This window comes from Bacillus sp. MZGC1 (assembly GCF_002998605.1).
Lineage (GTDB): Bacteria > Bacillota > Bacilli > Bacillales > Bacillaceae > Bacillus.
In genome coordinates this window covers 1-26348 of the sequence record NZ_PVRE01000002.1, presented here as the reverse complement: position 1 = coordinate 26348, position 26348 = coordinate 1, and the positions used below count along the sequence as shown (strand labels likewise).

At 40.8% G+C, this 26348-nt stretch carries 24 protein-coding genes, 17 tRNA genes and 1 rRNA gene; 7 read left to right on the top strand and 35 right to left on the bottom strand.

Translation table 11 applies throughout. From position 1 onward, the window contains the following. Positions 1–9 precede the first annotated feature (9 nt). From C6Y06_RS05175 to queG, 8 genes are all read right to left on the bottom strand, one after another. Positions 10–1629 (bottom strand): DHA2 family efflux MFS transporter permease subunit, encoded by a 1620-nt coding sequence (locus C6Y06_RS05175; RefSeq protein ID WP_034663790.1) that lies wholly within the window; start codon positions 1627–1629, stop codon positions 10–12. 39 nt (positions 1630–1668) lie between these two features. After that, positions 1669–2301 carry a biotin/lipoyl-containing protein gene (locus C6Y06_RS05170; RefSeq protein ID WP_034663794.1) on the bottom strand — a complete coding sequence of 211 codons (633 nt, stop codon included), beginning with the start codon at positions 2299–2301 and terminating at the stop codon, positions 1669–1671. A gap of 363 nt (positions 2302–2664) precedes the next feature. Further along, positions 2665–3828: a sporulation protein YhbH gene (yhbH, locus tag C6Y06_RS05165; protein ID WP_106036592.1), complete on the bottom strand. Its 1164-nt coding sequence runs from the start codon at positions 3826–3828 to the stop codon at positions 2665–2667. A gap of 139 nt (positions 3829–3967) precedes the next feature. Beyond that, positions 3968–5863, bottom strand: coding sequence for a PrkA family serine protein kinase (locus tag C6Y06_RS05160; RefSeq protein ID WP_034663803.1), 1896 nt, complete (start codon positions 5861–5863; stop codon positions 3968–3970). Between the two features lie 377 nt (positions 5864–6240). Beyond that, entirely contained in the window at positions 6241–6948 is a 708-nt protein-coding gene (locus C6Y06_RS05155; protein ID WP_106031644.1) for a YrpD family protein, read from the bottom strand. A 165-nt stretch (positions 6949–7113) separates the two neighbouring features. After that, positions 7114–7587, bottom strand: coding sequence for a tRNA (uridine(34)/cytosine(34)/5-carboxymethylaminomethyluridine(34)-2'-O)-methyltransferase TrmL (trmL, locus tag C6Y06_RS05150; RefSeq protein ID WP_034282301.1), 474 nt, complete (start codon positions 7585–7587; stop codon positions 7114–7116). Between the two features lie 43 nt (positions 7588–7630). Beyond that, a complete protein-coding gene (locus tag C6Y06_RS05145) occupies positions 7631–8533 on the bottom strand; it encodes an amidase domain-containing protein (protein ID WP_106031608.1) in 903 nt (300 codons plus the stop codon). A gap of 61 nt (positions 8534–8594) precedes the next feature. Next, a complete protein-coding gene (queG, locus tag C6Y06_RS05140) occupies positions 8595–9743 on the bottom strand; it encodes a tRNA epoxyqueuosine(34) reductase QueG (protein ID WP_060596035.1) in 1149 nt (382 codons plus the stop codon). 83 nt (positions 9744–9826) lie between these two features. On the opposite strand from queG, the gene C6Y06_RS05135 reads away from it, so the two are divergent. Then, a complete protein-coding gene (locus C6Y06_RS05135; RefSeq protein WP_223250500.1) occupies positions 9827–10423 on the top strand; it encodes a hypothetical protein in 597 nt (198 codons plus the stop codon). A gap of 98 nt (positions 10424–10521) precedes the next feature. Here C6Y06_RS05135 and C6Y06_RS05130 read toward each other — a convergent pair. From C6Y06_RS05130 to C6Y06_RS05100, 7 genes are all read right to left on the bottom strand, one after another. After that, positions 10522–10595, bottom strand: a tRNA-Gly gene (locus tag C6Y06_RS05130). Positions 10596–10722: 127 nt separating this feature from the next. Then, a complete protein-coding gene (locus C6Y06_RS05125; protein ID WP_106036591.1) occupies positions 10723–11379 on the bottom strand; it encodes a hypothetical protein in 657 nt (218 codons plus the stop codon). Positions 11380–11455: 76 nt separating this feature from the next. Beyond that, positions 11456–11737, bottom strand: a complete 282-nt coding sequence (locus tag C6Y06_RS05120; protein ID WP_060595836.1) for a hypothetical protein — start codon at positions 11735–11737, stop codon at positions 11456–11458. Further along, positions 11734–12639, bottom strand: a complete 906-nt coding sequence (locus tag C6Y06_RS05115; RefSeq protein ID WP_060595835.1) for a PqqD family protein — start codon at positions 12637–12639, stop codon at positions 11734–11736. The genes C6Y06_RS05120 and C6Y06_RS05115 overlap by 4 nt, the downstream gene beginning before the upstream one ends. After that, positions 12623–14089 carry a hypothetical protein gene (locus C6Y06_RS05110; protein WP_060595834.1) on the bottom strand — a complete coding sequence of 489 codons (1467 nt, stop codon included), beginning with the start codon at positions 14087–14089 and terminating at the stop codon, positions 12623–12625. The genes C6Y06_RS05115 and C6Y06_RS05110 overlap by 17 nt, the downstream gene beginning before the upstream one ends. Further along, entirely contained in the window at positions 14067–14813 is a 747-nt protein-coding gene (locus tag C6Y06_RS05105) for an ABC transporter ATP-binding protein (protein ID WP_106036590.1), read from the bottom strand. Before C6Y06_RS05105 ends, C6Y06_RS05110 begins: the two co-directional genes overlap by 23 nt. Before the next feature lie 115 nt (positions 14814–14928). Next, positions 14929–15141, bottom strand: a complete 213-nt coding sequence (locus tag C6Y06_RS05100; RefSeq protein WP_003211695.1) for a hypothetical protein — start codon at positions 15139–15141, stop codon at positions 14929–14931. A gap of 858 nt (positions 15142–15999) precedes the next feature. Between C6Y06_RS05100 and C6Y06_RS05095 the strand changes: the two genes are divergently transcribed. Further along, positions 16000–17295 (top strand): homocysteine synthase, encoded by a 1296-nt coding sequence (locus tag C6Y06_RS05095; protein WP_060595833.1) that lies wholly within the window; start codon positions 16000–16002, stop codon positions 17293–17295. A 42-nt stretch (positions 17296–17337) separates the two neighbouring features. Here the strand turns inward: C6Y06_RS05095 and lepB are convergent, their stop codons facing one another. Both lepB and ltaS read right to left on the bottom strand, forming a co-directional pair. Continuing rightward, entirely contained in the window at positions 17338–17904 is a 567-nt protein-coding gene (lepB, locus tag C6Y06_RS05090; RefSeq protein ID WP_106036589.1) for a signal peptidase I, read from the bottom strand. A gap of 155 nt (positions 17905–18059) precedes the next feature. After that, positions 18060–20000, bottom strand: a complete 1941-nt coding sequence (gene ltaS / locus C6Y06_RS05085) for a lipoteichoic acid synthase (protein ID WP_106036588.1) — start codon at positions 19998–20000, stop codon at positions 18060–18062. A gap of 535 nt (positions 20001–20535) precedes the next feature. Here ltaS and C6Y06_RS05080 point away from each other — a divergent pair. The 5 genes from C6Y06_RS05080 (at position 20536) to C6Y06_RS05060 (ending at position 23315) form a co-directional block, all read left to right on the top strand. Beyond that, positions 20536–21339, top strand: coding sequence for a DUF2262 domain-containing protein (locus C6Y06_RS05080; RefSeq protein ID WP_060595830.1), 804 nt, complete (start codon positions 20536–20538; stop codon positions 21337–21339). Positions 21340–21356: 17 nt separating this feature from the next. Next, complete coding sequence (locus C6Y06_RS05075; protein WP_106036587.1) at positions 21357–22046, top strand: DUF1963 domain-containing protein; 690 nt, start codon at positions 21357–21359, stop codon at positions 22044–22046. Positions 22047–22111: 65 nt separating this feature from the next. After that, complete coding sequence (locus C6Y06_RS05070) at positions 22112–22381, top strand: hypothetical protein (RefSeq protein ID WP_034663836.1); 270 nt, start codon at positions 22112–22114, stop codon at positions 22379–22381. Between the two features lie 128 nt (positions 22382–22509). Continuing rightward, a complete protein-coding gene (locus C6Y06_RS05065) occupies positions 22510–22701 on the top strand; it encodes a hypothetical protein (RefSeq protein WP_034663839.1) in 192 nt (63 codons plus the stop codon). A 68-nt stretch (positions 22702–22769) separates the two neighbouring features. Beyond that, positions 22770–23315, top strand: a complete 546-nt coding sequence (locus C6Y06_RS05060) for a histidine phosphatase family protein (RefSeq protein ID WP_106031602.1) — start codon at positions 22770–22772, stop codon at positions 23313–23315. Between the two features lie 34 nt (positions 23316–23349). On the opposite strand, the gene C6Y06_RS05055 is transcribed toward C6Y06_RS05060, so the two are convergent. From C6Y06_RS05055 to rrf, 18 genes are all read right to left on the bottom strand, one after another. Then, positions 23350–24054 carry a hypothetical protein gene (locus C6Y06_RS05055; RefSeq protein WP_106031601.1) on the bottom strand — a complete coding sequence of 235 codons (705 nt, stop codon included), beginning with the start codon at positions 24052–24054 and terminating at the stop codon, positions 23350–23352. Positions 24055–24567: 513 nt separating this feature from the next. Beyond that, a tRNA-Leu gene (locus tag C6Y06_RS05050) sits at positions 24568–24649 on the bottom strand. 37 nt (positions 24650–24686) lie between these two features. Further along, positions 24687–24775: transfer RNA gene (locus C6Y06_RS05045), tRNA-Leu, on the bottom strand. Positions 24776–24789: 14 nt separating this feature from the next. Next, positions 24790–24860 (bottom strand) — tRNA-Cys (locus tag C6Y06_RS05040). A gap of 5 nt (positions 24861–24865) precedes the next feature. After that, positions 24866–24940: transfer RNA gene (locus C6Y06_RS05035), tRNA-Gly, on the bottom strand. 7 nt (positions 24941–24947) lie between these two features. Beyond that, positions 24948–25019, bottom strand: a tRNA-Gln gene (locus C6Y06_RS05030). A 9-nt stretch (positions 25020–25028) separates the two neighbouring features. Beyond that, positions 25029–25104: transfer RNA gene (locus tag C6Y06_RS05025), tRNA-His, on the bottom strand. A gap of 30 nt (positions 25105–25134) precedes the next feature. Beyond that, positions 25135–25208 (bottom strand) — tRNA-Trp (locus tag C6Y06_RS05020). A gap of 13 nt (positions 25209–25221) precedes the next feature. After that, positions 25222–25306 (bottom strand) — tRNA-Tyr (locus tag C6Y06_RS05015). A 15-nt stretch (positions 25307–25321) separates the two neighbouring features. Next, positions 25322–25394: transfer RNA gene (locus tag C6Y06_RS05010), tRNA-Thr, on the bottom strand. Positions 25395–25400: 6 nt separating this feature from the next. After that, a tRNA-Phe gene (locus C6Y06_RS05005) sits at positions 25401–25476 on the bottom strand. An 18-nt stretch (positions 25477–25494) separates the two neighbouring features. Beyond that, positions 25495–25571: transfer RNA gene (locus tag C6Y06_RS05000), tRNA-Asp, on the bottom strand. Positions 25572–25575: 4 nt separating this feature from the next. Beyond that, positions 25576–25652, bottom strand: a tRNA-Met gene (locus tag C6Y06_RS04995). Between the two features lie 15 nt (positions 25653–25667). Beyond that, positions 25668–25743, bottom strand: a tRNA-Val gene (locus C6Y06_RS04990). Between the two features lie 31 nt (positions 25744–25774). Continuing rightward, positions 25775–25849 (bottom strand) — tRNA-Glu (locus C6Y06_RS04985). A 17-nt stretch (positions 25850–25866) separates the two neighbouring features. Continuing rightward, positions 25867–25957, bottom strand: a tRNA-Ser gene (locus C6Y06_RS04980). Positions 25958–25961: 4 nt separating this feature from the next. Next, a tRNA-Asn gene (locus C6Y06_RS04975) sits at positions 25962–26036 on the bottom strand. A 9-nt stretch (positions 26037–26045) separates the two neighbouring features. Then, a 5S ribosomal RNA gene (rrf, locus tag C6Y06_RS04970) occupies positions 26046–26161 on the bottom strand. Between the last annotated feature and the right edge of the window lie 187 nt (positions 26162–26348).

Sequence of the window (26348 nt, the reverse complement as noted above, 5' to 3'; positions counted from 1 at the left end):
CCTCCACACTTATCTTGCATCTTGGTTTGCTTCCTTAGGTGCTGGAAGCAGTGTCATTTCTTGTTTTTTATGCTGCTGATCTTTTCGCTTTTTATCCTTACGTACATCACGCAGGAACAAGCTGAGAATGACACCAGCGGCACAGAATAACGTTACCCACATGTAAGCATCATTGATGCCCATTACGTTTGAATCGACCTGTGCTTTCGTAAAGAGCTGGGTGGATACATATTTTTGAGCAGCTTCAGCTGTCATGCCCATATGATGCATCACATTCGACACAGCCGCCTGGAATGAATTCATAAAGAACGGGTCCGCTGTATTTGTTTGATCCGCCATATTGGAATAATGGAATGTTGTCCGATTCGTATAAATCGTTGTGATCAAACTCGTACCGATCGAACCGCTAATTTGTCTTAATGTATTAGACATCGCTGTACCATGGCTGTTTAAGTGCTGTGGTAATTGGTTCATCCCAGCTGTCATCACCGGCATCATAAGGAGTGACATACCGAATGCACGAACTGCATACATGAGCACAATGTGACTATACGATGTATCAATGGTCAGCCTTGTAAACTCGAATGTGGTGACAACGGTAATGAGCATCCCCACAATCGCAAGCGGACGAGGTCCAAATTTATCAAACAAAATCCCTGAAATCGGGGACATAATCAGCATCGCAAGTGCCCCTGGAAGCATTAATAGCCCGGATTGCAATGCCGTAAACCCAACGAGGTTCTGCAGATAAATCGGAAGTAAGAACATCCCAGTGTATAAGGCAACTGTAATAATAATATTAATGACACTTGATAATGAGAAGATGCTGTATTTAAACACGCGGAAATCAAGCATCGGATTATCAGCTTTCAGCTGTTGGAAAATAAAGAGAATGATCGCAATCGCACCAACAATAATCGTCGATAAGACGATCGGATCTGTCCAGCCATCACTTCCCGCTTCACTCACTCCGTATAGAAGCGAAGCAAAACCAACGATGGAAAGAATCGCACCAAGGCTGTCCAGCTTGATTTTTTTAGGCTCTACAATATTTCTAAACATAAAGAAAGCCGCGATAATGACAATCGCTCCGATTGGTACAAGTCCATAAAACATAATACGCCAAGAATAATGTTCAATAATATAACCAGATAATGTTGGTCCTACCGCAGGAGCAAACATCATCGCAAGACCGAAAATCCCCATTCCTTTCCCTCTGTTTTCCGGAGGGAAAATAAAAAGGATTGTTGTCATCACGAGCGGCTGCAGGATACCGCCGCCGATTGCCTGAATCAAACGACCGATGAGCATCGTTGAAAAGTTCGGCGCAATCCCGCAAATAAAGGTCCCTAGTGTAAACGAGATCATGGCGACTAGAAATAAGCTGCGCTGTCCAAAGCGTGTGATTAAAAACGCAGATAACGGAATCAGCACACCGTTGACAAGCATATAACCTGTTGTAAGCCACTGAATCGTCGTTGCACTCACATTAAATTCAGTCATTAAATGGGGCATGGCTACGTTCAGAAGCGTTTGGTTCAAAATCGCTACGAACAAGCCGGCCATTAAAATGATCAGTAAAGACAAGGAGCCTGCTCCCTGTTTTGTTGCTGCAGGTTGATTTGCCATCTCAGACAACCTCCTTTCATTTTTTGATATCAAACATCATTAAGATGAAATTTTGACAGAAGCATTCATACCAGGAAGTACTTTGTCTGATGGATTTTTAATTGAAATTTTCACTGCTACTTTTTGTGTGACTTTTGTATAGTTACCACTTGAATTTGTTGCTGGCAGCATATTGAATGTTGAGTTTGTCGCATAACCAATTTGTTCAACTGTTCCTTCAAATGTTGTATCAGGATCACCATCTACCACGATGTCGACTTTGTCGCCTTTTTCAATACTTTTAATATCTGTTTCTTTGATATTCGCTGTGATGTAAAGCTTGCTTAAATCAATGGTTTCACCAAGAACTGTACCAGGCTGCACTTGTTGATTGTTTTGTACTTCTTTTTTGACTAATGTGCCATCAGCCACTGATTTAATGTTTGTTTTTGTTTCTCCTTCAACTTTTGCAACTGTGCTGTCTTTTTGCACTTCGTCACCTTCATTGATATCCCAGCCTTTGATTTGTCCAGCTGCTGGTGCTGTGATTTGATACATGTCACCTGTCACTTTCGCCTCGTCAGTTTTGACAAAATTTGTGCTTTCGTAGTAGTAATAAGCACCTCCGGCAATAATGGCAAGAATCACAATAAGGCCAATAATGTTCGTTAGCAATAAACGCCCTCTGTTCATGTTTTGTTTCTCCTTTCATGTATAAAAATATAGTGTCATCTGCTTTAGCAAACTTAGAATGCCCATCATCTGACAGAATATGAAACAAGCTCATAAAGCTGTTATTTCTCCTTCATCTACTCCGCCTGAAAAATGGTGTGCAGCCCATTTATACTTATTGTTCACTCATGAGCAAAGAGTAGAAAAAGAAGAAAAGACGATCGGCATCTTTTTTGAAAAACTTATATTTAACAAGATTAAATATTAATAAATGAAAATTGAAATGTCAAAGAGAAAGTTTTACTTTTTTTCTGGTGATCCCTTCCTTCTCCATACAAAAAACCCTTCAGCCCTTATGCTGAAAGGTTTTTTCAAATGTGCTATTTACGAAAGAACTTCTTCCTGCTGAAAAAATTTTTTTAGTGCGAGAAAAACATCTGATTTTTGCTTCAAAATATAATGCTTAAATTTCTCATCCTGTATATGCTTATATGCTGACATTAATGTAGAATGCCGGTTGTATTGATTCACTTCACCATAACAGAATAAATTGGCTTTTTTCATAATTTCAGAAACAAGCTTCACGCACCGTGCATTGTCTGAGGTCAAATTGTCTCCATCAGAAAAATGAAAAGGATAAATATTATATTGCGACGGCGGGTATCGTTCGTCTATGAGCTCTAGTGCCTTTCGATAGACAGAAGAGCAAATGGTCCCTCCGCTCTCGCCCCGCGAGAAGAAATGCTCTTCATCTACAACCTTCGCCTCCGTATGGTGGGCAATAAATTCAATATCGACCGTCTCATACTTTGTCCGTAAGAAACGTGTCATCCAAAAGAAAAAACTTCTCGCCATATATTTTTCCCAAAGCCCCATACTTCCGCTCGTATCCATCATCGCCAAAACGACGGCTTTCGACTCTGGTTTGGTCACTTCATTCCACGTCTTATATTTGATATCCTCTGGGTAGATTGGATAAAAGGAAGGACTGCCTGTCATCGCATTTCGTTTAAATGCCGACAGCATCGTTCGTTTTTTATGGATATTGCCTGTTAACCCGGTTTTGCGAATATCGTTAAACTCAATTTGCTCGACACTGATGTCGTCAAGCTCCTTTTGTTTAAGGTTTGGCAGCTTTAGCTCCCGAAACAGCGCTTCCTCAAGATCGATTAATGAGACCTCTGCTTCGTAATAATCCTCACCAGCCTGATCTCCAGCGCCCTGCCCCTTTCCTTGCCCTTGCTTACTGTCTGATCCATCGCGCGCGACAATATCTCCAACCTCGCTGTCTCCATCGCCTTGACCCACATGCTTATTTTTGTCGTAATTATACCGAATTTTATATTCATCTAACGAACGAATCGGAATTTTGACAACATCTTTTCCATTAGACATGATGATGCTTTCTTCTGTGACAAGATCCGGCAAATTATTTTTAATCGCTTCTTTGACTTTTTTCTGATGACGCTGCTGGTCGTCATAGCCTTTTCGATGGAGGGACCAGTCTTCCTGAGATACAATAAACTGACTTTTTTCTTGCCGGGACATCCATCCCCCTCCTCACCTGTTTGCACAATTCTTCTAACTACCGATTCCTTTATCCTATGCTGCTCGTCACCCAAGTTGACGATCATTTCTAAAAAAGACATTACCGGTGCAGGTGCGCCAATAATGCCTCCTTCATTTATTAACGATTGAGAAGACTGCCTACATATTTTAAAAGTTCATTTGCACTTGTTGAATTATAGCCATGTTCATCAATCAATCTAGCCACTACTTCATTGACCTTCTTCAGCTGCTGTTCATCCGGTGTCTTCGTTGACGTCGTAATTTTCACCACATCTTTTAGATCAGCAAACAGCTTCTTCTGAATCGCCTCTCGCAATCTCTCATGAGAATTATAATCAAAGCGTTTGCCCTTTCTCGCATAAGCCGAAATACGAATCAGAATTTCTTCTCTGAATGCCTTTTTGGCATTTTCAGAAATACCGATCTGCTCCTCAATTGAACGCATAAGCTTTTCATCAGGATTCATTTCTTCACCAGTTAACGGATCACGCAGCTTGTTTTTATTACAGTACGCCTCGACATTATCTAAGTAATTATCCATCAATGTTTTCGCAGACTCCTCATAGGAATACACAAATGCCTTTTGAACTTCCTTCTTCGCAATATCGTCGTACTCTTTTCGCGCAACAGAAATAAAATTCAAATAGCGCTCCCGGTCCTCGCTGGAGATAGACGGATGCTGATCGAGTCCTTCTTTTAACGAACGAAGGACATCCAGCGCATTGATCGATTCCATATTCTTTCGAATAATAGTGGAGGAAATTCGGTTAATCACATACCGCGGATCAATTCCGCTCATCCCTTCATCATGAAATTCCTTTTTCATCTCATCAATATCAGCAGATTGGAAGCCTTCGACACTCTCTCCATCATACAGACGCATTTTTTTCACCAAATCAATATCAGAACGCTTCGGCTCTTTGAGTCTTGTCAAAATGGAGAACATCGCTGCCACCTTCAGCGTATGCGGGGCAATATGCACATCAGAAACATCACTTTCTGAAATCATTTTATGATAAATGCGTTCCTCCTCTGTCACCTTCAAGTTATAAGGAATCGGCATCACAATAATTCTTGAGTGCAAGGCCTCGTTCTTTTTATTTGAAATAAACGACCGGTACTCGGTTTCATTCGTATGAGCGACAATCAATTCATCTGCACTAATCAAGGCAAAACGGCCTGCTTTAAAATTTCCTTCCTGCGTTAATGACAGAAGGTGCCATAGAAATTTCTCATCACACTTTAACATCTCCTGAAACTCCATCATCCCTCGGTTTGCTTTATTGAGTTCTCCATCAAAGCGGTAGGCCCTTGGATCTGACTCTGATCCAAATTCAGCAATGGTTGAAAAATCGATGCTTCCTGTTAAATCAGCAATGTCCTGAGATTTCGGATCAGATGGACTAAAGGTACCAATACCAGTTCGTTTATCCTCTGAGAAAAAGATCCGTTCAACCCTTACATCCTCAATTCGTCCGCCATATTCCTCTTCTAGCCTCATCATATTCAGAGGGGACAAATTCCCCTGCACACGAATGCCATATTCTCTATAGAAATCCTCCCGCAGATTTTGCGGAATAAGATGAAGCGGGTCTTCATGCATCGGGCAGCCTTTGATCGCATAGACTGCGCCATGATCTGTCAGTGAATATTCTTCTAGTCCTCTTTTCAGCCTAGTAACAAGCGTAGATTTCCCGCCGCTTACTGGTCCCATCAATAACAAAATACGCTTCCTCACATCGAGCCGCTTGGCAGCAGGGTGAAAATATTCCTCTACTAATCTTTCCAATGATTCCTCTAACCCAAAAAGTTCCTGATCAAAAAATTTGTACGTTCTGACCCCATTCTCCTCTTCAATCCCGCTGTCTTTAATCATATGATAAACGCGAGAATGAGCAGATTGAGCGACAAGTGGATTTTCCTTTATAATGTCTAAATAATCGCTGAATGTGCCTTCCCATTTGAGACGCTGCTCTTCTTCTCTGTGCTGTTCGATTTTCTTTAAAATATCCATATGAACCTCCTCTTTCAAGATTGAAGCAAGTAATCAGATACTGTTTTACAATCTATGCGGAGGCGTCCTATTACATGCTTTCGTTCTTCAAAATGACGAATTGGCAAACTGAATTGACAACCATCCGCAAGACCCTTCATAATAAAGGAAAAACAGGAGAAAAATGATCTTCTTCTCTTGCTTTTCAAGGCGAACTTCACACCATATGAAACAGGCAGCGATAGAAACAAAGGGATAAGGGGGAAGCTTATATGAGAACGGTCATTATGATGGGCGTCATCATTACGTTTTTAGTATCCATTTTCACAGCTGGCTACGAAGGCAAGCCTGGTAAATGAAAAAAAGGATGTTCCATTAGCGGAACATCCTTTTTTCATTTAATTCGTTGTTTTTAGCACCTGCATATTCACTGTATTCCCTGATACATGAATGGACGTAAAGTCTTGCGTATCAATCACAGGTGTGACGGCACGACTGTCTAATGTGATGTCAGTAAAACGAGTAGAGAAGTTTGCCCGAATATCTTTCCGGTAGATATCGTCAGTCACTGCTACTGTCGACAGTAATTTCCACTTAGTCACAGAGCCAATGTTTGAGTTTTGAATTTCTGTGATGATACGCCCGGTATAACCAACATTATTTGTCCCCCAGAACGTCGCTCTTGTATGTCCATTCAAGTTTTTATAAATGGTCATTTGCACAGTACTTCCAGGCTTAAATCCATTTGTATACGTAAAATCATTTTTTCCTTCGATATATGTCTCTTGATTATTTGTTCCTACTTTCATCGTAGGTTTCCACACATTATAGGTTGGACTGTATTGAAGACCGATGTCTGCTTCTTTTAAACCTGTGAATCCAGAATAAATATAAGCTGTCCCATTTGACACACTCATTGCGGGAGGGAGTTGAATCTTTGTGACCAATATTGATCCATTGCTATTGATATAAGTACGCCCGCCGATACCTTTCGATAATTGCGCTGCTTCTATTTCCTGCGTCTGAGAGAGACCTGGGATACTGACTGGAATCGTCCCCATTAAAATAGCAGAGCTAATGGCACTAGTGATCAGTAGCTTTTTCATCTCATTTAATGGATTCATTATTTTTTGAAAACGCGATTACAATCTATCATACTACCTATTTTTTTACATGTGAAAAAAGTATAAAAAAAGTCGTATTTTCCTTCTTTATATTTCTTATCTCATATAAAAAAAGCCAAGATAGGTATCCCGGCTTTCATTATGACCTTAAATCAGATCTCGGTATTGCTGCTGGCGAAGTGCCTCATACACAAGAATTGCTGCCGTATTCGATAGATTCAGAGAACGAACATGCTCTGTCATCGGTAAACGAAGGCAGCGGTCCATATTCTGTTCGATCAAATCTTTCGGCAATCCACTTGTCTCTCTGCCAAAAACGAAGAAGTAGTCTTCATCTAACTGAGAGTAATCAAATGTCGTATGCGGCTTTTGGCCAAATTTTGTGATATAGAAGAATTGTCCCTTCGGATGAGCCTCAAACAATTCATCAAGCGAGTCATGATAGACCACATTGGCATATTTCCAATAATCGAGTCCTGCACGCTTCAGCATTTTGTCATCTGTCGAAAAACCAAGCGGACGAATCAGATGAAGAGTTGTATTTGTTGCTGCACATGTACGCGCAATATTTCCAGTATTAGCTGGAATCTCTGGTTGATATAAAACGACATGAAGTCCCAAAAAAGTTCACCTCTAATTTTCTTTTCCGCTCAACATTATACCATTAACTATCCTTCGCGGCATCGTCCAAAATGTGAAAAAACGTATAACGAATAGCAGGTGTATAGGCGGTCGAATCCTCATACGACCAATAACGCATACGGCTGTCATATGTCTGTGCATTCACAAGAGGCATTCCGCCTTTATCATGATCGACGACAATGGTTGTATGATTATACCTGCCATCTCCCTCAAAATCGTAGCAAATGACATCACCAATTTGAAGCTCCTGCGCTTCTTTGAGTTTCTTTGCTCTTAAACCCGCTTTTGAATTCGCTAAATAATTTTTCATCGAATGAGCCACCGTCCAGCTATAGCTCCACGTATGAGGACGCACCCACCAGCCAGATCCGCGGTTCGGATACCCTCTCGTTGGTGCATTCCCTGCTTTCAAGCATTGTGAAATAAAATTTGTGCAGTTATCTTCAAAATTTTTATAGGCGGGATTTCGTTTATTCCAGTACGTCTCCGCATATTGCACAGCTGCCCGCCGGTCATAGTGAAAGGCTCTCCCAAACTGTTCTTCGGTGTGAAAGCGCTCATCCACCTGCTCTTCCATTTGCCGTTTTTCTAGCATCATCCGATCTTTGACAAGCATGTCGTTGTAAAGGAACGCTTCTCTTTTTTCTACCTGCTCCTCTAAATAAAAAGAGTCGTCTGCATCCTTGCATACATAAGTGAGATGAGCGAGATACTGCACATGCTGAGCCCCGTCATCCTGAATCGATGAATCAAGAAGTTTTGCTTTGGCTTTCGCCTTGACAATCTCCACCTGTCTTCTAGCAAAAAGCTCTTTTTTCCGTTCAACTGCTTCCACATCAGACATGAGCTGCGGCTGTTTAATTGCACTCCCATTTAATAAATAACCAAGCCTGTCTTCTAATGTTTGCTCTAATAATTGTTTCACACAGACACCACCAAACTTTTTTTAAAATCTCTGTTTGGTTCATTCTATGTTCATAGGGATGTTATTTAGTATTTAAAGGTGTCTGTAAAAACTCAATCCCTTTGACAATTTCTTGTTTCGCTTCCTCATCACTTTCCCGCTCAAGAGCTTTTTCCAACTCTGGGAGCAGCTGCTCGTCGCCAATTTTCCCTATTGCCCAAGCAGCCGTGCCTCGAATAACAGGCCGTGGATCCTTGTGCATCAAATCAATCAACACTGGTAAGGCAGATGTATCTTTAAAGTGAGCAAGTGCCAAAATCGCATTTCGCTGAATCGGCTTTTTCCCCCGCCATGAACCTGAAACATGACCGTATTTTTCCTTAAACTCACGATTACTGATCGTAAGAAGCGGCTTTAAGAGCGGCTTCGCAATTTCAGGGTCCGGCTCCATTTCAGGATGCAAATGAAAGTCTTTTCCTTTATTGATCGGGCAGACGATTTGGCACGTATCACACCCATACAATCGATTTCCTATTTTCGAACGAAATTCGTCAGGCAAAAATCCTTTTGTCTGCGTTAAAAATGAAATACATCGTTGAGAATTCAGCTGTCCTGGATTCACAAGTGCACCAGTTGGGCACGAATCTACACATTTATTGCACGTTCCGCACTGGTCTTCAATTTTTTCATCCGGTTCAAATGGGACATTTGTGATCATTTCAGCCAAATACACATAAGATCCAAACTCCGGCGTGATAATCATACAGTTCTTTGCACTAAAACCTATGCCAGCGCGTTCCGCTACTGCACGATCAGACAGTTCCCCTGTATCCACCATTGATTTTGTCCGTATATCGATATGTTTGCTTCGCAAGAATTCCTCGAGCATATCGAGCTTTTTTTTCAGCACAACATGATAGTCCGTTCCCCAAGAAGCCCGGCAAAAGATCCCTCTTCTTGCATCCTTTGTACTTCGAGGAGCATCTTTCATTTTGGAAGGATACGCGAGCGCTATCGCAACAATTGATTTGGCCTTCGGAAGCAGCAAAGAAGGGTTTGTTCGTTTTTCGATGTCAGGCTCTTCAAAGCCTGACAAATACCCTAACGATTCATGTAAGATGAGGCGGTCCTTTAATGAATCAAATGTATCAGCACTTGCAAATCGGATTTTATCGACACCAATTTCTTTCGCATATTGAATCAATTCTTCTTTTAATTCTCCAACATGAATCACCTTGCAAACCTCCTTTCTTTGTTTCTTCTGTTGTTTTCAGTATAATACGAGTGTATCATGACCGATTGGAGTGAGTCACTGTGAAGATACATATGGAAATTTCTCATCCTGACAACCCGTCTATCCATGTTGGACAGATTGAATATTCGCATATTGAAGTTGATACATCCCCTCAAATGTTAAAAGGCCGACTACGCCTGTTTCAAGAATCTTTATTCTTTGAATACGAAGATAAAGTCTTAGAAGAAGTACCAGCAATCAAAGAATGGACGGATCTTTTAAAAGACGTTCCTTTCCTGCCAATTCTTGCTGATATCCAAAAGGAACAATTTATTGACTCGACCAATTCCGTACAGGATTTGTCGATATTTTTCTCTTTAAAATATTTCTTGCCCATCCTGACATTCGATGCTGATCGCATAGAAGAGCCGCTTTCACTAGCAAAACATGAGACTGGCCACATTGAATGGCAGGACGACGCGGGACTTAAGGGATTATTTTCTCATGCAAGTAAAGCACAAATTTCTCAAGACACAAAAAACATTCTGCAAATCATCCTCTTTCCGCCATCTATTTCCCGGGAAAAGAGTGAAGCTCTAATCCAATCCTTGACGAAGATGTTTGTACAAATACATGGTGGAGAAAGTAAATATGAACTTATTGAAAAAGCACTGTAGCTTGACAGTGCTTTTTCACATTATACTGACATAATAAAAAACGCAACACTTCGTTTATCTATGAAACGAAATACTGCGTTATAAACAAAATTATGTATTGGAGCGGGTGATGAGAATCGAACTCACGACATCAGCTTGGAAGGCTGAGGTTTTACCACTAAACTACACCCGCATCAATTTTTAAAAAGCAACGTCATCGCGTTGACTTTTATTATGTTACAACTTTCTTAACAATTCGTCAAGAGAATATGAAGATTTTTCGTCAAAAAACTTCATATTCTCCGTATATATTACGATAGTTATTTATCTAGCTGGATATAAAATAAGTATGCTTGTGACTTATTCTTCAGCGCTTGCTTTGGATTCTTCTCAATCACTTCAAGCATAGGTGAATTCCCGTCTTTCCCCATTGCCGCTGTATATGCAATCAATGCCTTTCCTCCAGAAGAGACTTTGACAGTTTCAGATTGTGCAGAAAAAACATAGTCACTTACTTTGAACGGGAAGCTTGATGTCGCTTTCGTCATTCCCTCATTCTTTTTGTCTGACCAAATACTAAATTGTGATTCATATGTATCTTTCTCATGCTTTAATTGCAAGAGCACATTCATCGTTTGGTCGGTTCCATTCTGATGTAAAGTAAAGGTGGCAGATGATGCTTCCTGATTAGCTAATCGACCATTTTTGTAATGACTCCCGATAAACGTAATACTCTTATCCTTCTTCGTTAATCCTTTTAGTGTCAAAGCCACCATTTCATTAGGGGTTGATGCTTCTAGTAAGTTTTTTTCTTTTTTTGTCAGTTTCATTTGTTCGATGGTTACTTGCTTCTTAGTAGCAGACTCCGTGTTTATTGTAGATACCGTCTTCTCGGTTGTCGTGGTTTCTTCGGCCTTCTCGCCGCATCCTGCTAATAGAAAAACAGTGAATATAAGAACACTCCATTTTTTTAACATTGAGATCCCCTTTGATGTTTTTTCTATTATACTAAAATTTGGTTGATTATACAAAAAAAAGATTAGGAGGATTCTCCTAATCTTTTGCTTTTTTCTGCTTCATTGCTGATAAGAAAGCCACAATGAGAAAACTCGCGGCAAAAATCACAATCATATAAATAAAAAAGTTTGGCTTGATCTGAAAAGTAAATGCGGATGAACCTTCCATCTCAAAAGCGAGACTGTTAAATAATAAGGCATCATTCGTTTTTGATTGAAATAAATGATAGAACAATACACCAATTGTCAGCATCGGAAAGCCTAAAAATCCTAGAAAGCCACCAACAATAGCGCCTTGTTTCATCGCCTGTACGTTCATGATCGTTGTCCTCCCATTCCCCCAAGCAATAGCTGCTTCATAATGGATTTACCATCCCCCATAAATGGAAGAAGATAGAGTAATTGAATAAAATACGTGATTGAAAAAATAAAGAAACCTGTCGAAATTGGATTTTCTTTCAGAAATAATACGGTCACAATGATCCCTGCTGCCCCGATCACACCCGGGACAAGCGGCCCAAGCAGAGTAATCCATACTTGCTTTTTCTGAAACGGATCTAATACAGGTCTCACAAATTTCACAGACATCATATCACTCGCAAAAAAGCCTTGAGGACCATCCCGTCCCGCAAATTTCCGATGCGCATAGCCGTGTGCTGCCTCATGTAAGGCGGTCCCGGTAATTAATCCAAAATAAATAATAGTAAAATAAATCGCAATGGCTGCAATCGACTGGTCAGGAATGAATAAAAAAGCGATCCCTGCCATGACCATAAAAAGCATCCAGAAAAAGATGATTTTACGCGTCACCATGAGCAAAGCCGTCCCCAAAATGTGCAGGAACGAGTGACCAGTGCAATCAAATCGTTCCTTCATTTTCACTTGATACTGTTTGAAAAATTGACAACAGGCTGTCACAATCCGATATGGTGATTGATAATGAATAGACAGCAAGTGATGCTGATTTAACCCCATTATCAGTTGATAAAAGTCACGAGAAATCACAGATTCATCGACCTGAAACAAATCGGCGAGCTCTGCGGTAATACTTGCTTCTGTCCTTTTGCCATCTACTTTCGTTAACATATGATAGGCACTTTCATTAATCGGGAGTGTGCTTCCATACTGCGTATCAGTGAGATGCCTCTTTTGTAAGGTCACATACGGCGCGAGTGCCGGTACCCGCTCAATCTTTAGCTTATTGTTAAGAAGTTGAATCATGTGAATACCTCCATGAAAAACCTTTGTATATGGCAAAGATGAGCAGACCTTCAAATGCAGCTACAAGCAGCCACTGAAGTGTTTGACTCGACTCCCCTATGACATAGTTTCCAATAAAAACAATCGGAATCATGAGTAAAATAAGTGCTCCAAATGAAAAAATACCTGTGTAGGGATTGTTTCGGTCAAGCGGAAGTAAAATACCTACCACATAAAAAAGCGCAGTGGCATTGCATAAAACAGCAGCCCCAATCAATACGTTCCAAATCTGATCAGGAAGCGTCAGCGTTGTCAGCATGAATAACGCAATTTGCAGTATACCAACAAGCAAAAGCCCGATAAACTTATACAGAGCCACTTCCCACGATCTTAGGCCAAATGTTTTGTACATCCCCAGCATTCGTTTATCATTGCCAAATGAATTGAAGGCGGTTAATCCAGCAAGAGCGCAGAGAACAAAAAACGCTTCTTCTTCAAAGCGGAATCCAAACTGATAACGGACGAATAAGATCACAATGAGGAGAATGAGAAAGTTTAAAATGTTTTCTTCATTTCGCACCTGTGATTTCATTTCCTTTACAATAAGTGACCATTTTTTTGAAGAAGAGAACGGCAGTTTGTTTAAAAAGGTTAACGCTTTTTTCTCTGCCATAATTGGCATCATCGCAAGAGAAAGAAATGCGCCGCCCGCCGATAAAAGGATGAACAGGATCAAGATTGCATAATTTACCCCTTCAGGAGACATTCCTTGAGCCGCTAAGAAAAACGGTGCTGTAAAATACATCAAATGATAATCAAACTGTATATATGATTGCTGAATTTGACTGATATCAAAATGCGTCATTCCATACGCCACAACCAGTGCTAATAAAACAAAGATCGCTGCAAATTTTTGTAACGGTAATTTTAATTTCAGAACGACCAAATAGGTAATATTATAAATGAGTTGCAGAAGCATTAAGACAAAAAGCGATTGCAAAATCACCATTAAAAAGAACGTAAAGATAAAGAAAATACCTATTCCCTGGGCAATAAAGTTAGGTAAAAGCAGGATACCGATAAAAAATAACACAAGTCCTGCCACCACTGTCACCATCGGAATAAAGTATCCAAGGCTTTTCTGAAAGGTAGAAAGCGGGAACCAGCTGAGCTGCATAGAAAAACGGTCTTGCTCAGGCGTTCTGACCTTGATCAAAATGAATAACAAGCTTGTAAATATGGATGCATTGATCGCCATTGACACAACGAGTAATCCAAGTGAACGTTCATCTCCATTTAAGAAAGCCTTCATAAAGACACCTGTAAAACTGTATCCGATGATGGCGCCCATTGTGACGGCAAACAAAAAGAATAAGATCACAATGATCCGCTTCGTCTGAGTATCAAAGAGCTTATACATCTCCTGCTGCCACATTTTAAGCATCATTCTAGAAATGATTAATGATTTCATCAAAATGTGCACCCCTATCACTTAACATTGAAGCTTTCAGAAACACCTGTTCCAATGTGCTTGATTGATACCTCTCCTTTAAGGCTGAGACCGTTCCTTCATCCATTTTATTTCCCTTAGAAATAATGGCGATTTTGTGGCACAGCTCTTCCGCTGAAAGCATATCATGCGTTGAAAGCAAGATCGCACCATGGTGCTCGGCATAACGCTTCATCAGTTTCTTTGTGTTTATAACCGCTTCAATATCAAGTCCTCTAAAGGGCTCATCCATGATCACCAATTGACTATCAAGCATAAAGGCGGCAATCAGCTGTGTCTTTTTTTTCATACCATGTGAATAGGTTTCGATCGGTCTTGATAAAGCCGAGTCCATATCAAACAGTTCAATTAGTTGATTTCTTCTATGAATTGTTTTACATTCATACATAGAAGAAACAAAATCTAAATATTCAGCACCAGTCAAAGCTTCAGGGAGTAGCAGATCATCTGGAACATAGGCTACTTGTTTTTTAAAGGATGGTTCGTCATTTGTGACGTCCTGCAAGAGAATCGTTCCTTCTGTATGCTTAATGATGCCGAGTATACAGTTAATCATCGTTGTTTTACCGGAACCATTCGGTCCAGCAACAGCAACGATTTGATGAGGGTCGATCTGTAGATGAAAATCATTGACAGCAGTCACGTTATTTTTATACGTCTTAGTTAAATTCTCGATCGTAAACATATAACCTCCAAGTGTCTGCATATTCTTTAAAAACAGATCAGGCTAAACCGCCCGCCACAGACGGTTTAGCCCTGGTGTCATTTCATAGAAGTAAAAAGATGAATCCTAAGTATAGCTACTTACATTCAATTTGGACTTTTAAGCCACTTTCCCACTGAACGGCTCCTGTAAAGCTACCCTTGCCGTTTGCTAAACACCAAACTGCTGCTCCTAGAACAACTGTTGCTCCCAGTCCAAGAAGGACAGCAACAAATACTAAGAACCAAGCTTGGTCCATAATAGCAGGTTCCATAGTGGAATAGTCAACTTGCGGCGCTGCATAAGTCATACTTTTCACCTCCCAGCTTATGATGATCGTATCATAGGCGTCACTCTCCAAACATCAACAGAAGATCCCATTTTTGACCGAACATACTTTTGGGTAAAATGTGACTTTTTATTCAATTATTCACTTTTAAGTGTATAACCCCTCTCTTATTAACTAGGTTTTTTCACTCCATAAGAACCACCAAACCCATATAATGGCAATTGAACCATCTTTTTTCTTCTTTTTTTGAAATAGGCCATTTTTATCATCTCCTTTATATATTCTTTCTTTTTTGTGAGATAGAAAGAATTCCCCCGATATATCAGATATAAAAGTCCTGATTATATGTCGTTATAACTCCATTTATGAAATATTTACTGATAATTCCGACAAAAAAGTGAGCATATTTTCCTTCTTCTCTTGTCACTTAAAATATGTATATACAAGAGAGATCATTGGGAAAAAAGCCCTTGCCTTCTTGAGTAACATCCAACATATGACACGCTCCTTTCTATGAAAAAGCAACCTACAGCATAGGCTTTACCCATGATTCCACCAGCTGGCATTCTTTGTGCTTCAAATTAGATTAATCGCTTATAGAATTCATCTAAAACGATGGCGAGCATGATCTTTTCAAACAACACTTGAATGATTTGCTGCTTTCTAAAAAAACTGATCCGCACTCTCTAAGGAAACAATCTCTCTTTTCACCAACATATACACCCTTCCAATTGAAATAAAAAAGTTCATCAACTTTATTGATTATTTTTTCAGATTTATCTAAAAAATGATTGACCAGGCATGAAACAAGATTTATAGTCTTATTAAATATTTCTTATCAAAGTAGTTGGTTTTATCTAACAAAAGGAGGATACACACATGTCAGAAGAACGTCCATTCCGTTTAGAAACAAAAGCCATTCACGCAGGTCAGGAGCTTGATTCAGCAACCTATTCAAGAGCCGTGCCTATTTACCAAACAAGCTCTTTCGGTTTTAGAGATAGTGAGCATGCGGCGAATTTATTTGGACTGCAGGAACCCGGAAATATTTATTCTCGCATTATGAACCCTACAAATGACGTCTTTGAAAAACGGATCGCTGAGCTTGAGGGCGGCATTGGTGCACTTGCTGTCTCTTCTGGACAAGCAGCGACAACTTATTCTATTTTAAACATTGCAGGAGCTGGTGACGAAATTGTATCCTCCAGCAGCCTTTATGGAGGCACGTACAATTTATTTGCCCATACACTCAAAAAGCTCGGCATTACAGTGAAATTTGTTGATTCATCCAACTTGGAAGAACTCGAAGCAGCGATTACAGACAAAACGAAGGCAGTGTATGCAGAAAGCATTGGGAATCCTAAAGGCGACATTCTACATATTGAAGCCGTCTCAGCCATTGCACACAAGCACCATATTCCGCTTATTGTGGACAATACGCTCGCAAGCCCCTATTTATTAAGACCGATCGAGTTTGGTGCAGACATTGTCGTCCATTCCGCTACGAAATTCATTGGCGGTCATGGTACATCAATCGGCGGTGTCATTGTCGATAGCGGCCAGTTTCCTTGGGCTGACAGTGATAAGTTCAAAGGGCTGACTGAACCAGATCCAAGTTACCACGGCCTGACGTATACCGAAGCAATTGGAGAAGCCGCTTATATCACAAAAGCACGTGTACAGCTCTTGCGGGATTTAGGGGCTGCCCTGTCTCCATTTAACTCATTTTTACTTCTGCAAGGCCTAGAAACTTTGCATCTGCGTCTCGAGCGTCATAGTGAAAATGCATTAAAAACAGCGCAATTTTTACAAGATCACCCTCTTGTAGATTGGGTAAGCTACCCAGGTCTTGAAAGCCATGAATCTTATGAGCTTGCTCAAACGTATTTGCCAAAAGGACAAGGCGCCATTCTCACATTCGGTATTAAAGGTGGACGAGCAGCTGGTAAAAAGCTCATTGATTCTGTTAAGCTTTTCTCACACCTTGCCAATGTGGGCGATTCCAAATCACTGATTATTCATCCTGCCAGCACAACGCATCAACAATTAAGTGAAGCAGAACAAAAAGCGACAGGCGTCACACCAGAACTCATTCGTTTATCTGTTGGAACAGAAGCGATTGAAGACATCCTTGCAGATCTTGAACAGGCGATCACAAAAAGCCATGCTGAATGAAATAGAAAAAGCACACCTCTGTGTGCTTTTTTTTATGAGTCATTAATCATTGAGTAGTCGAATGTCTTGGAAAGGATAAAACACAAATGAAGTCGTTCCTTGAATATCACTTTTTGTAAAAAGACCTAAGCCATTGCGGCTGTCCATTGAGTTTTGACGATTGTCACCCATGACAAAATACTTTCCTTTTGGAACGGTAAGAGGACCAAAATCAGGTGTCAGCAAGGTCCCATCTGCGGCTGCTTTCTTTTTCTTTGACGCTAAGTAAGGCTCCGCCACTTTTTGACCATTGACATATAGCTGGTCATTTTTCATTTCAATTTTATCACCGGGTAAACCAATTAATCGTTTTACATAATGAGTGCTGCGGTCTTCCCCATCAAGAACAATGATCTGTCCCCGTTTGTAATCGCCGAAGTAATCAACCGTTTTATTCACAAAAACCCGCTCTGTATCATGCAATGTCGGGTACATGGAAGACCCTTTGACAATGTAAGGGGCGAATAAAAAGTTACGAATGATAAAAACAGCAATGAATGCGATTAAGATGGCTTTGATCCAGCCCCATAATTCTGATTTCTTTTTTTGTGTTTTTGTATTTGTTGTCATAAGCTCCTCCTGAAATCCCCTAGGACGAAATGAGTTCCGCCAGCTGCACGCCAGCCTCACGCTTGTATCACCCTAAATATAAACATATTTTGCCAACAAATCAAGCGGTGAGAGAGAAAAAGGCAAGCACCCTTCTGTGCTTGCCCAAAACTCAGTTACTTAGCAGAAGAATCCTCTTCTTTTTCTTTTGATTTACCATAGAAATAATCAGATGGATTCACTGGTTTAAAGTCAGACAGCTTATGGAATCGAAGAAGATCCCTATAAAGCACTTTATCTGAAAGGCTTAACTGATTATCGACACGGGCTTTAATCGCCTCTGTCTTTTTATTTTGTTTCACAACTTTACCTGTTTTTGTATCGTAGACAGTGTTATCTACGAGTGTATATTTTGGTGTCACATAGTTTCCGTTACGGAATGCAACAGTTTGATCATGCTTCTTAGAGAATAGATCTGTTCCAAAATTCACATACTCATTTGAATCAATACCTTGTAAGTGAAGAAGCGTAGGCATCACGTCTACTTCACCACCATACGTATGGTTCACGCCGCCCTGTTTGCCAGGAATACGAATCATGAGTGGTACACGCTGGTTTTGTGCATTTTGATAAGGTGTAATTTCTTTCCCTTGAATTTCGCTCATTGCACGGTTATGGTTTTCAGAAATACCGTTGTGATCACCATATAATAAAATGACCGAGTCTTTATACATACCTGATTTTTTCAAGTCTTTAAAGAATTGCTCTAATGACTCATCTAGATATCTTGCTGTTTGGAAGTAGTTATCTACTGTTTTGTCACCAGTTGTTGCCTTAGCAATTGTCGCATCTTTTTCATCTAAATTAAATGGATAGTGATTAGTCAATGTCATTAAATGTGCATAAAATGGCTTTTTCATTGATTCTAGCATCGGGATTGATTCTTTGAAGAATGGTTTATCCTTCAGACCCATATTCACAAGATTTTCTTCATCCATGTTGTAATATGAAGCATCGAAGAATTGATCATATCCCATATGCTTATAAATCGTGTCACGGTTCCAGAAAGATTTATAGTCCCCGTGAAGCACTGCGCTCGTATAGTCTGCTTTTTGATCTAGGATGGCAGGGAGTGATTGGTAAGTATTTTCACCTTTTGTCACAAACGCTGCTCCCTCTGGCAAGCCGAACATACTATTATCCATCATTAGCTCAGCATCAGCTGTCTTTCCTTGACCTGTCTGATGGAAGAAGTTGTCGAAATACGTAAAATCCTCTTTACCATGAGCTAGTTTGTTTAAAAACGGCGTCACTTCTTCTCCATTTAGTTTGTAGTCAATTAAGAAAGACTGGAAGCTTTCTAAATGGATTTTAATGATGTTTTTCCCTTTTGCTTTACCAAAATACTCTGCGTTTGGCTTCGCATAGTGAGAAGCCGTATAGTTTACAACATCCGTTAAATCTTCACTGCTCGCATTTGCTACCTGTGTTGCATTTTGTGCTGATTGTACTCCGTCATAAATCGTATAATTATAAACACCTAAGTATTTGACAACATACTTGTGATCAAATGTTCTTGTTAATAATTCTGGACGGTCCTTTTCAGCTAAATGAAGGTTTACAAAAAACAGTCCTACACCTGCAGCCACAATCAGCAGTGCAAATGTCTTTTTCATTTGGAATTTTTTCACTTCTGGTCTCCAAATCACAATCGCAATCAAGATAATGATATCAAGGAAATACAAAAGGTCATGCGGCTTAATACTAGATAATACACCGCCAGTCATGCCTCCTCCAAGATTGCCTGCTTGCTTCATTGTGGAGAAAGTCAAAAAGTCATCAAAGAAACGGTAGTACGCTACATTCGCATATAAAAGTGCGGTCATAATAAAGTCAATAACAATTAAAACAATGGCAGATTTACGACCCTTCAAAAAGAGAGCCAGTCCCAAAAACACAATGGCTGAACTAAATGGATTTAATAAGAGAAGCCCCTCTTGAAAAGAACCTTTCACTCCTAAATTAAAGTCCATTTTGTAGGCAGCGTACGATTTCGCCCAAAATAAAAGGACAGCCAATACAAAAAAGCTATATTTGTTCGCAAATATTTTTTTCATAAAACCTCTTCTTTCTTAGTTATCGTTCTGATATAAATGAAATCATAAAAAATTTACATTGATTTTGCAAATGTAAATCTTCTTCACCAAGCATTCCGATGCTCTGTTTCCGCCGGACATATGTGCTCCTTTAATATAACGTATGAGAAGCTTCAAAGGTTTCAAAAAAAATACGAGTAAATAAAAGGAAAAATATCCATTTACACTTCATTTACACACACTTCATGTTTTAGTGGATGAAGAAGGGTTTGTAAGTCACTCAGTACTACTTTACTTTTTTCATCTATTCGTGTCAAAGTAATTATAAAGAAAAGGAAGAATCACCTAGGCCTTTCGACTCTTTCACCTAAATTTATACAAAATTCGATACATAATCCATTTGTTTTTTATTGTGACTCACCCTCCAGCAATCCATGTATTTTCTCTCCCTCTGTCAATCTAAAAAAGTTTTAAGCAAAAAAAAGCTTGATTTCTCCTTCTGATGTGCGGTGTGATAAAGATATAGATTTTCAAAAAGCAGGCTGGAGGACATCACATGAAGAATAACAAACAAATAAGCGCATTTAAAGAAAGATTTTCAGCAGAAATAGATCACATCATTGCTGTCACAGGACCTTCAGGAGTAGGCGCAGGAAAAACCGGACAGGAATCTCTTTGGACCGCTTCTATTCCACTGATTGCATGGAAGGAAAAAGACCTCATCACAACCGAAAACATAAGGCTCTGCTGGTTAACAGATGAAGAGGGCTTGCGGGAAAAGCAGGCACAATTACATAAAGAATCAATCGTGACACTTCAGGTCCGAAAAGGTGAAGGTGAGTTCATGCTTGTATCACTCATCGATACAGATACACAGGATCAAGAGCTTCAAGAGATACGAGAAGAAGCTCAAAAACCTGTCTTTTACCATGATGACATGCTGGGCACCTTTGAATTAGTGAAAGGACTAGACTTATTTGAAACAACGATCCAATGGAGCAATCAAGAGTGCCTGCTCTACTTCAACCTCGAAGAAGATGAAAAAGTAAACGACTCTCTTCGAACCGCTAGACAACTCATGGAAGAGCAGACCACATGGAACTCTTCCATTAAATCATTTGCAGCAAATCAACTGATTGAACTAGCTAAAGACTGGCAGGCACAAGATGACTCCGCTGAAAAACAAGAAGAGCTCACACTGGATCAATTTATGAGCCGCATCTCACTCGAAAGCCTTCATGCTTACCCAGATGGAGAGTTTGAAGTGTACTGTCATGACGGTGATTTATTTTGGGGACATGTCATCATTGTCTCAGGCAATATCAATGGCACGTTTCAAGATGCCCACATTGCAGGCTAAAGATTGAGGGATAAGTAATGGAGATAAAGGCTTTTCACGAATTAGAACAACTGGGAAAAACACCCATCGTGGCTAAGATTGGCGGTTTTCGTCCTGATCCAGCAGCACACAGCTGGTTTGCCAGTCATTTCTTCATCCACCCCGATCAAGGCTGGCCAGCAGATCAAGATGGTGTCATGATTCCGATCTTACAAATTTATTTACCTGAAGTGCCAGGAGGAATGAACGGATTCAATGAATGTAAGATGATTCAAATCTTTCTTAATCAGAAAGCACTTCCGATTGATATCACCATAAACGGCGAAGGCTGGAAGCTTATTGAATACGCAACTATGGAAGGATTCGAAGTAGTTGAGACTCCAGAAGAAGTGAGAGGACTCAAACCCTTTCAAATTCAATGGAATGAAAATGAGCAAAAGGACTTCCCTTGCTGGGAAAAAGCGTGGTCATATGTTGATTTATCAGAAGTAAATGAAAGTGAGGAAGCGACAGAACACTTCTTTAAGCAATACACAAATTATTCATTCACAAAAATCGATGGATATGGCGCATATATTCAATCCCCACCCCGTCATCAACCAGGAGAATTCATGCTGCAAATCGCCCCAGAAGAAAAACCTCGGTTTATGATTGGTGATAACGGCACGATGTATTTCTATTACGACAAAGACAAAAAAGAATGGTTGATGCACTGGGATTGTTTTTAAAGGTTTATTGAATGAAACCTTTCCTTCTTCTAAGCGTAGGAAATAATATGGGGGGAGGAACCAAAATGGGATTCATTTTCGATATCTTTTCACTTGCTGTGTATATCCCTTTTCTACAGGTAGATGAAGAGGATATCTCTAGAAATGCAGCGCATCTCAAAAAATTCAGCTGGTTTCACACGTTATTAAATGATCCAACTTTCAGGAATCTCATCATTTATCATCCAGATGTCAGACAAGTCATTGGCAGATGTAACACGGATAAACTCCATCACAAGCGATATAACTTAAAATGCGAACGTAAAGTGCTGAAAGCATTACGTCGTGCTATGTAAATGTACAAAAAGAGCTGCACTTTCCTGTGGCTCTTTTCATCGTTCTCTAAGAAAACATTTGACGCCTGGACAACTCTCCCCGTATATTATGTATAAATCCATCTTTTTCATAGAAAAGGGGGCTTTACATGCGCTTGTTTAAGTACTGGAGAAAAAAGCAGCCTAAACAGCAGGTCACTTCAGAAAAGCAAGAAGACAGCATCCCAATCAACTTCTCCACACTTCCCTTTGGCACAGACACCGTAGACGATTTTTTGTTCAACTTAGACCTAACCTCGAAGCTAACAGATCCCTATAAAGAAACAGATCCGAACAAATGAACCTAGACCTTCATGAATCCTCATCCAATCCTGGATGATTTTTTTATACTCGATGAGAGGTGTGCCCCATGAAAACATATTATATCGTCAGACATTGCCAAGCAAATGGACAATCCGAGGATGCGTCTTTAACGCCTCAAGGCATCGCACAATCTCACGAACTAGCACAGTTCTTTTCCGGTATCCACCTCAATCAGATCATCTCAAGTCCTTATAAACGAGCGATCCAAACCACTGAGCCCCTTGCTCATGTGAAACAGCTCGAGGTACAAATTGATCAGCGTCTTTCTGAACGTGTGTTAAGCAGCAAACCAATGGACGATTGGTATGAGAAACTAAAGCTCAGTTTTTCGGACTTACATATGACCTGTGAAGGCGGAGAATCGAGCCAAGAAGCGATGAACCGTATTGTAGAGGCACTCTATGAACAAATAAAATTAGGAAAAGATCATACCTTATTCGCCACACATGGCAATATTATGAGCCTGCTTCTAAAACACGCCGATCCCACGATTGGATTCAAGGAGTGGGATCAGCTAAGCAATCCAGATGTCTATGTTCTGCAATATTTTAGACCAGATCATGTAGAAATAGAGCGAATATGGCATAAGTAAAAAAACGGCAGAATGAATTCTGCCGTTTCCTCATCTATTGATGATAATAAAATGCCTCTACCCACTCATAGGGCTTCTTACGCTCCGCACACCATTTCATAAAGCCTCTTGTCTCCGTCTGCTGAAATTCCTTCCAATCCGATAAAAGCTGGTTATAGTAGACCGAATGTTTTTCAACATTGGTACGAATCCTCTTATCTTCAATCAGTGTCATGACATCTTCAATGCCCTGAATTCGCTCTTCATCTTTCTCATAGGTGCTTAAATAAAGATCTTCATGTATATGATGAAACGAATACCATAAGGCCGATAGATAGGTTTCACAAATTTGAACTATCACACGCTGCTCCTTGCTGCCTCCAAGCTCTAGTGCCTTCAATAAGTAAGGCAGCCCTTCTCCCTGATGCACGAACAAGCCTTGCCAGCGATATGGTCTCACATCCATTGGATCAACATTCTCCCACTCTTGCAGAACGGGCTGAATCACCTCATTTACCAATGGAAACACAAGCAAATGATGACCATCCTCAAACCGTTCAATCCACTCAAACAGCCAAGCAACAAATACACGCTTTGCTTCAACCTCGTTCTCCTTCATCTCCGCTATAAAGGACTGAAGAACTTTAAGCGCATCTTTACGCAGACCCTGCTCTTTTCTCTCACAGTACTGTCTAAAAAGCGGATAATCTCGTGATCCCTCGTCTTCAATGATGGTCTGTAATATCGTCTTCGTTTGCAAGATAACAACTCCGCCCCTCTAAATTCATTCTATTTATCTCCTATAGCCAATTGTAACGTCCACATGAAACAGTACAAAGATGAGAAGCTCTTATTTATTGAAACAAAACTAGATTCCTTAACGTTGATTCACCCAATCTATATAACGCTTTTGAATCACTTTTTTGATTTTATCGTAGTTCTCCCAACGATCTTCAACATAATACACGCTTTCAGCTGCTGAGAATGTCTCCCCGTAGTCATCTAAACACAAGCCATGTTCAAAATCGAGATAATCCTAGGCGAATTCATTTCCTTCAGCATTTAGCATATTCTATTGGTCCTTCTTATTTCAAGGGAGGCAGCTACACGATCTGCTTGATAAGAGTGGTATAACGCCTAACTGCTGTTGCAAAATTTTCTAATAAGTTTATATTTTCATCTAAATAACTCGTTTTAACCACAAAAAAACGTTTCACCATTGTGGTGAAACGTTAGGTTGACGGTAAAAACCGATCATGAAACTTTTAATAGATACCGGTGGCCGGGGTCGAACCGGCACTCCGTGAGGAACACGATTTTGAGTCGTGCGCGTCTGCCAATTCCGCCACACCGGCATGATCATTAAAGAGCGCAACTTATGATAAAAAATAATGGTGCCGAGGGCCGGACTTGAACCGGCACGGTAGTCACCTACCGCAGGATTTTAAGTCCTGTGTGTCTGCCAATTCCACCACCCCGGCAGTCTTTTCAAAAAAGGCGACACCCGGATTTGAACCGGGGATAAAGGTTTTGCAGACCTCTGCCTTACCACTTGGCTATGCCGCCATTATTGGAGCGGAAGACGGGATTCGAACCCGCGACCCCCACCTTGGCAAGGTGGTGTTCTACCACTGAACTACTTCCGCAAATCAACTGGGCTAGCTGGATTCGAACCAACGCATGACGGAGTCAAAGTCCGTTGCCTTACCGCTTGGCTATAGCCCAATAATAAAATGGGGCGATTGATGGGAATCGAACCCACGAGTGCCAGAGCCACAATCTGGTGCGTTAACCACTTCGCCACAACCGCCATAGATGTTATGAATCATATTAAGAAAATTGGCAGGGGCAGTAGGAATCGAACCCACACCGGAGGTTTTGGAGACCTCTGTTCTACCTTTAAACTATGCCCCTATGAAAACAAAAATGGTGGAGGGGGGCGGATTCGAACCGCCGAACCCGGAGGGAGCGGATTTACAGTCCGCCGCGTTTAGCCACTTCGCTACCCCTCCACATTTGAAAAACAGTGCCGGCAAGAGGACTTGAACCCCCAACCTACTGATTACAAGTCAGTTGCTCTACCAATTGAGCTACACCGGCAAATAGTGGTGGCTCGGGACGGAATCGAACCGCCGACACACGGATTTTCAGTCCGTTGCTCTACCAACTGAGCTACCGAGCCAAGTATTCTTTTTAAAAATGGCGGTCCGGACGGGACTCGAACCCGCGACCTCCTGCGTGACAGGCAGGCATTCTAACCAACTGAACTACCGGACCATTTTGGTTGCGGGGGCAGGATTTGAACCTGCGACCTTCGGGTTATGAGCCCGACGAGCTACCGAACTGCTCCACCCCGCGACGATATAAAAGATATGGTGGAGGATGACGGGCTCGAACCGCCGACCCTCTGCTTGTAAGGCAGATGCTCTCCCAGCTGAGCTAATCCTCCGAATAAAAATACTGGTGTATATTCTATAAAATGGTGACCCGTACGGGATTCGAACCCGTGTTACCGCCGTGAAAGGGCGGTGTCTTAACCGCTTGACCAACGGGCCCTTTATTATGTAAATTGTGGCGGAGAGCAAGGGATTCGAACCCTTGAGACGGGGTTACCGCCTACACGATTTCCAATCGTGCTCCTTCGGCCACTCGGACAGCTCTCCAAATTGGCTCCGCAGGTAGGATTCGAACCTACGACCGATCGGTTAACAGCCGATAGCTCTACCACTGAGCTACTGCGGAATGAAGAAAGCCTGGCGATGTCCTACTCTCACAGGGGGAGACCCCCAACTACCATCGGCGCTGAAGAGCTTAACTTCCGTGTTCGGCATGGGAACGGGTGTGACCTCTTCGCCATCATCACCAGACAATTTAGTGACAAAAGATATTATACTATGTATTGAAAATAAATCAAGAGATATTTTAAAAATGTTCTCTCAAAACTAGATAACAATGTTCATGCTTCACATTAGAATATAGGTTAAGTCCTCGATCTATTAGTATCTGTCAGCTCCACGTGTCACCACGCTTCCACCTCAGACCTATCAACCTGAT

Excerpts from the sequence above, each read along its gene's own strand:
- C6Y06_RS05175 (WP_034663790.1), bottom strand. The coding sequence starts at position 1,629 with ATGGCAAATCAACCTGCAGCAACAAAACAGGGAGCAGGCTCCTTGTCT.
- C6Y06_RS05170 (WP_034663794.1), bottom strand. The coding sequence starts at position 2,301 with ATGAACAGAGGGCGTTTATTGCTAACGAACATTATTGGCCTTATTGTG.
- yhbH (WP_106036592.1), bottom strand. The coding sequence starts at position 3,828 with ATGTCCCGGCAAGAAAAAAGTCAGTTTATTGTATCTCAGGAAGACTGG.
- C6Y06_RS05160 (WP_034663803.1), bottom strand. The coding sequence starts at position 5,863 with ATGGATATTTTAAAGAAAATCGAACAGCACAGAGAAGAAGAGCAGCGT.
- C6Y06_RS05155 (WP_106031644.1), bottom strand. The coding sequence starts at position 6,948 with ATGAAAAAGCTACTGATCACTAGTGCCATTAGCTCTGCTATTTTAATG.
- C6Y06_RS05125 (WP_106036591.1), bottom strand. The coding sequence starts at position 11,379 with ATGTTAAAAAAATGGAGTGTTCTTATATTCACTGTTTTTCTATTAGCA.
- C6Y06_RS05120 (WP_060595836.1), bottom strand. The coding sequence starts at position 11,737 with ATGAACGTACAGGCGATGAAACAAGGCGCTATTGTTGGTGGCTTTCTA.
- C6Y06_RS05115 (WP_060595835.1), bottom strand. The coding sequence starts at position 12,639 with ATGATTCAACTTCTTAACAATAAGCTAAAGATTGAGCGGGTACCGGCA.
- C6Y06_RS05110 (WP_060595834.1), bottom strand. The coding sequence starts at position 14,089 with ATGAAATCATTAATCATTTCTAGAATGATGCTTAAAATGTGGCAGCAG.
- C6Y06_RS05105 (WP_106036590.1), bottom strand. The coding sequence starts at position 14,813 with ATGTTTACGATCGAGAATTTAACTAAGACGTATAAAAATAACGTGACT.
- C6Y06_RS05100 (WP_003211695.1), bottom strand. The coding sequence starts at position 15,141 with ATGACTTATGCAGCGCCGCAAGTTGACTATTCCACTATGGAACCTGCT.
- C6Y06_RS05095 (WP_060595833.1), top strand. The coding sequence starts at position 16,000 with ATGTCAGAAGAACGTCCATTCCGTTTAGAAACAAAAGCCATTCACGCA.
- lepB (WP_106036589.1), bottom strand. The coding sequence starts at position 17,904 with ATGACAACAAATACAAAAACACAAAAAAAGAAATCAGAATTATGGGGC.
- ltaS (WP_106036588.1), bottom strand. The coding sequence starts at position 20,000 with ATGAAAAAAATATTTGCGAACAAATATAGCTTTTTTGTATTGGCTGTC.
- C6Y06_RS05080 (WP_060595830.1), top strand. The coding sequence starts at position 20,536 with ATGAAGAATAACAAACAAATAAGCGCATTTAAAGAAAGATTTTCAGCA.
- C6Y06_RS05075 (WP_106036587.1), top strand. The coding sequence starts at position 21,357 with ATGGAGATAAAGGCTTTTCACGAATTAGAACAACTGGGAAAAACACCC.
- C6Y06_RS05070 (WP_034663836.1), top strand. The coding sequence starts at position 22,112 with ATGGGATTCATTTTCGATATCTTTTCACTTGCTGTGTATATCCCTTTT.
- C6Y06_RS05065 (WP_034663839.1), top strand. The coding sequence starts at position 22,510 with ATGCGCTTGTTTAAGTACTGGAGAAAAAAGCAGCCTAAACAGCAGGTC.
- C6Y06_RS05060 (WP_106031602.1), top strand. The coding sequence starts at position 22,770 with ATGAAAACATATTATATCGTCAGACATTGCCAAGCAAATGGACAATCC.